This is a genomic window from Stenotrophomonas sp. UBA7606 (assembly GCF_002477705.1).
Lineage (GTDB): Bacteria > Pseudomonadota > Gammaproteobacteria > Xanthomonadales > Xanthomonadaceae > Stenotrophomonas.
Genome location: NZ_DLJW01000073.1, coordinates 23444 through 26878, shown reverse-complemented (window position 1 = coordinate 26878; position 3435 = coordinate 23444). Strand labels below are relative to the sequence as shown.

Annotated in this window: 5 protein-coding genes; all 5 read right to left on the bottom strand. The window is 62.8% G+C overall.

The window, feature by feature from the left end; all coding sequences use genetic code 11:
- The coding region (nuoE, locus tag B2527_RS09800; RefSeq protein WP_293708858.1) for an NADH-quinone oxidoreductase subunit NuoE at nt 1-514 on the bottom strand (514 nt) is incomplete at its 3' end.
- 91 nt (nt 515-605) lie between these two features.
- Nucleotides 606-1835, bottom strand: coding sequence for an NADH-quinone oxidoreductase subunit D (locus tag B2527_RS09795; protein WP_293708860.1), 1230 nt, complete (start codon nt 1833-1835; stop codon nt 606-608).
- 89 nt (nt 1836-1924) lie between these two features.
- Nucleotides 1925-2677: an NADH-quinone oxidoreductase subunit C gene (locus B2527_RS09790; protein WP_293708856.1), complete on the bottom strand. Its 753-nt coding sequence runs from the start codon at nt 2675-2677 to the stop codon at nt 1925-1927.
- Nucleotides 2678-2710: 33 nt separating this feature from the next.
- Nucleotides 2711-3265 (bottom strand): NuoB/complex I 20 kDa subunit family protein, encoded by a 555-nt coding sequence (locus B2527_RS09785; RefSeq protein ID WP_293708854.1) that lies wholly within the window; start codon nt 3263-3265, stop codon nt 2711-2713.
- The coding region (gene ndhC / locus B2527_RS09780; RefSeq protein WP_293708852.1) for an NADH-quinone oxidoreductase subunit A at nt 3256-3435 on the bottom strand (180 nt) is incomplete at its 5' end. The genes B2527_RS09785 and ndhC, both read right to left, overlap by 10 nt.

Here is a 3435-nt window from a genome sequence, read left to right as displayed (position 1 = left end):
CCAGCAGCGCGTCGACCTGGCCCAGCGTCAGGCGCTCGTGGTAATGACCGTTGATGACCATCATCGGTGCGCCCGCGCAACCCGCCAGGCACTCTTCCTCTTTCTTGAGGTAGACGCGGCCGTCCGGGGTCGATTCACCGTGCTTGATGCCCAGCTTCTTCTCGCAATGGCGGACGATGTCGTCGGCGCCATTGAGCCAGCAGCTGATGTTGGTGCAGATGGCGACGTTGTTGCGGCCCACCTTCTCGGTCTCGAACATCGAGTAGAAGGTGGCGACCTCGTAGGCCCACACGAACGGCAGGTCCAGGTACTTGGCAACGGCGGCGATCAGCTCGTCGCTCAGCCAGCCCTGGTTCTGCTCCTGCGCGGCATGCAGCCCCTGCAGCACCGCCGAACGCTTGCGCTCCGGCGGGAACTTGGTCAGCCAGTGATCGATGTGAGCGCGCGTCTTGTCGCTCAACACCACCATCGGGTCGACGTCGCGCGCCGCCTCGTAATTACCCGTCGCCTTCATCGGCCGACCTCAACGAATACCAAATTCTGGAAAACCGAAGCCTGCAGCAGCTGGGCCGCGCAGGCATCGGGCGTTGTGCAGCTACCGGTCATTACCGGTCAACCTCGCCGAACACGAGATCGTAGGTACCGATCATCGCCACCACGTCGGCCAGCATGTGGCCACGCACGACCGAGTCGATCGAGGACAGGTGGGCAAAGCCCGGTGCCCGCAGATGCACGCGGAACGGCTTGTTGGCGCCGTCGGAAACCAGATAGCAGCCGAACTCGCCCTTGGGCGCTTCGACCGCGGCGTAGGTTTCGCCGGCCGGCACGCAATAGCCTTCACTGAACAGCTTGAAGTGATGGATCAGCGCTTCCATGTCGTCCTTCATCTCGGCGCGAGCCGGCGGGGCGACCTTGAAGTTCTTGACCATCACCGGACCGGGGTTGGCCTTCAGCCACTGCACGCACTGCTTGATGATGCGGTTGGATTCGCGCATCTCGGCAACACGGACCAGGTAACGGTCGTAGCAGTCGCCGTTGGTGCCCAGCGGCAGGTCGAAATCGACCGCGTCGTACTTGGCATACGGCTGCTTCTTGCGCAGATCCCAGGCAATGCCCGAGCCACGCAGCATCACGCCGGTCATGCCCCAGGACAGCGCGTGTTCCGGGGTGATCACGCCGATGCCAACGGTACGCTGCTTCCAGATACGGTTGTCGGTCAGCAGGGTTTCGTATTCGTCGACACGCTTGGGGAACTCATTGGTGAAGTTCTCCAGGAAGTCGAGCAGCGAGCCCTCACGCGAGGCGTTCAGGCGCTTGAGCGCATTGCCCTTGTGCCAACGCGACTCCTTGTACTTGGGCATGGTGTCCGGCAGGTCGCGGTACACGCCGCCCGGACGGTAGTACGCCGCGTGCATGCGCGCGCCGGAGACCGCCTCGTAGCAGTCCATCAGCTCTTCGCGCTCACGGAAGGCGTACAGCATCACCGCCATCGCGCCCAGATCCAGGCCGTTGGAACCCAACCACATCAGATGGTTCAGGATACGGGTGATTTCGTCGAACATGGTGCGGATGTACTGCGCACGCTCGGGCACCTCGATACCCATCAGGGTTTCGATGGAACGCACATAGGCGTGCTCGTTGCACATCATCGAGCAGTAATCCAGGCGGTCCATGTAGCCGACCGACTGATTGAACGGCTTGGACTCGGCCAGCTTCTCGGTCGCGCGATGCAGCAGGCCGATATGCGGATCGGCGCGCATGATGGTCTCGCCGTCCATTTCCAGGATCAGGCGCAGCACACCGTGCGCAGCCGGATGCTGCGGGCCGAAGTTCATGGTGTAGTTGCGGATTTCCTGCTTCGCCTCAGCAGGATTGCTCGCAAAGGCCTGCGAAGCCTGGTGGAACTCCCTCTTTACGTCCGCACTCACTTGCTTGCCTCCGTCTGCGCGCGCTCGCCTTCAGCGGTCTGGAAACGGGCATCGTCGCGGATGACACGCGGCACGCCGACGCGCGGCTCGACCGAAGTCACCGGCTCGTACACCACGCGCTTCTTTTCTTCGTCGTAACGCACCTCGACGTTGCCGATCAGCGGGAAATCCTTGCGGAAAGGATGGCCCACGAAACCGTAGTCGGTCAGGATGCGGCGCAGGTCCGGGTGACCCTCGAAGATCACGCCGTACAGGTCGAACGCCTCGCGCTCGAACCAGTTCAGGCCCGGATGGATGTCGGTCAGCGATGCCACCACCGGCAGCGATTCGCTCGGGGCAAAGCAGCGGATGCGCAGCAGCTGGTTGTGCTGGTAGGAACGCAGCTGGCAGACCACCGCGAAACGCTGCTTGGGCAGTGCATCGGGCTGGGCACCTTCGGCGGTTTCGTGGCTGGGGAACTCGCCCCAGGCGAAACGGCCAGCGCCCTTGCCTTCCACGCCACGGCTGAAGCCGTGCGAGGAAACGTCCGAGGTATCCCACTCGTCGCTGCCGTAACCAAGGTAGTCGACACCGCACAGGTCGGTGGCGTGCTCGAAGCCGAACTCGTCGCGCAATGCCAGGGCAGTTGCGTGCCAATCAGCGACAGCTACTTCCAGCGTAACTTCGCCGCGCGGTTCGACCACCACGACCTGCGCGTCGGCAAAGCGCGCGCGGAGTCGTTCGATGAGAGAAGGTGCTTGCTGGGCCATGGGGGCTGGCGTGCTCTTGATTGTAAAAAGGGATCAGCGCGCGATGGTCTGGGTACGCCAGATCTTCTTCTGCAGCTGCAAAATGCCGTACACCAGTGCTTCGGCGGTCGGCGGGCAGCCCGGGACGTAGACGTCCACCGGCACCACGCGATCACAGCCGCGCACCACGGAATACGAATAGTGGTAGTAGCCGCCACCGTTGGCGCAGCTACCCATCGAGATGACCCACTTCGGGTCCGGCATCTGGTCGTAGACCTTGCGCAGCGCCGGGGCCATCTTGTTGACCAGGGTGCCGGCCACGATCATCACGTCGGACTGACGCGGCGACGGGCGGAACACCACGCCGTAGCGGTCAAGGTCCAGGCGCGCCGCGCCGGCATGCATCATTTCCACCGCACAGCAGGCCAGACCAAAGGTCATCGGCCACATCGAGCCGGTACGTGCCCAGTTCAGCAGCGCATCGACGCTCGTGGTCACATAGCCCTTCTCGAGCAGGGGGTTGTCGCCTTCAGGCCGCAGAATGTCATCAACCCGCCCTTCCGGGACGGGGTTGTTCATCAGGCCGTCGAGAGTTTGGATCACTCCCATTCCAGCGCTCCCTTCTTCCACACGTAGATAAAGCCAAGGAACAGCATGCCCACGAACAGGCCCATGGTGACCAGCGAACGAGCGCCGAGCTCCATGAACACCTGGGTCCAAGGCACGATGAAGATGATTTCCAGGTCAAAGACGATGAACTGGATGGCGATCAGGTAGTA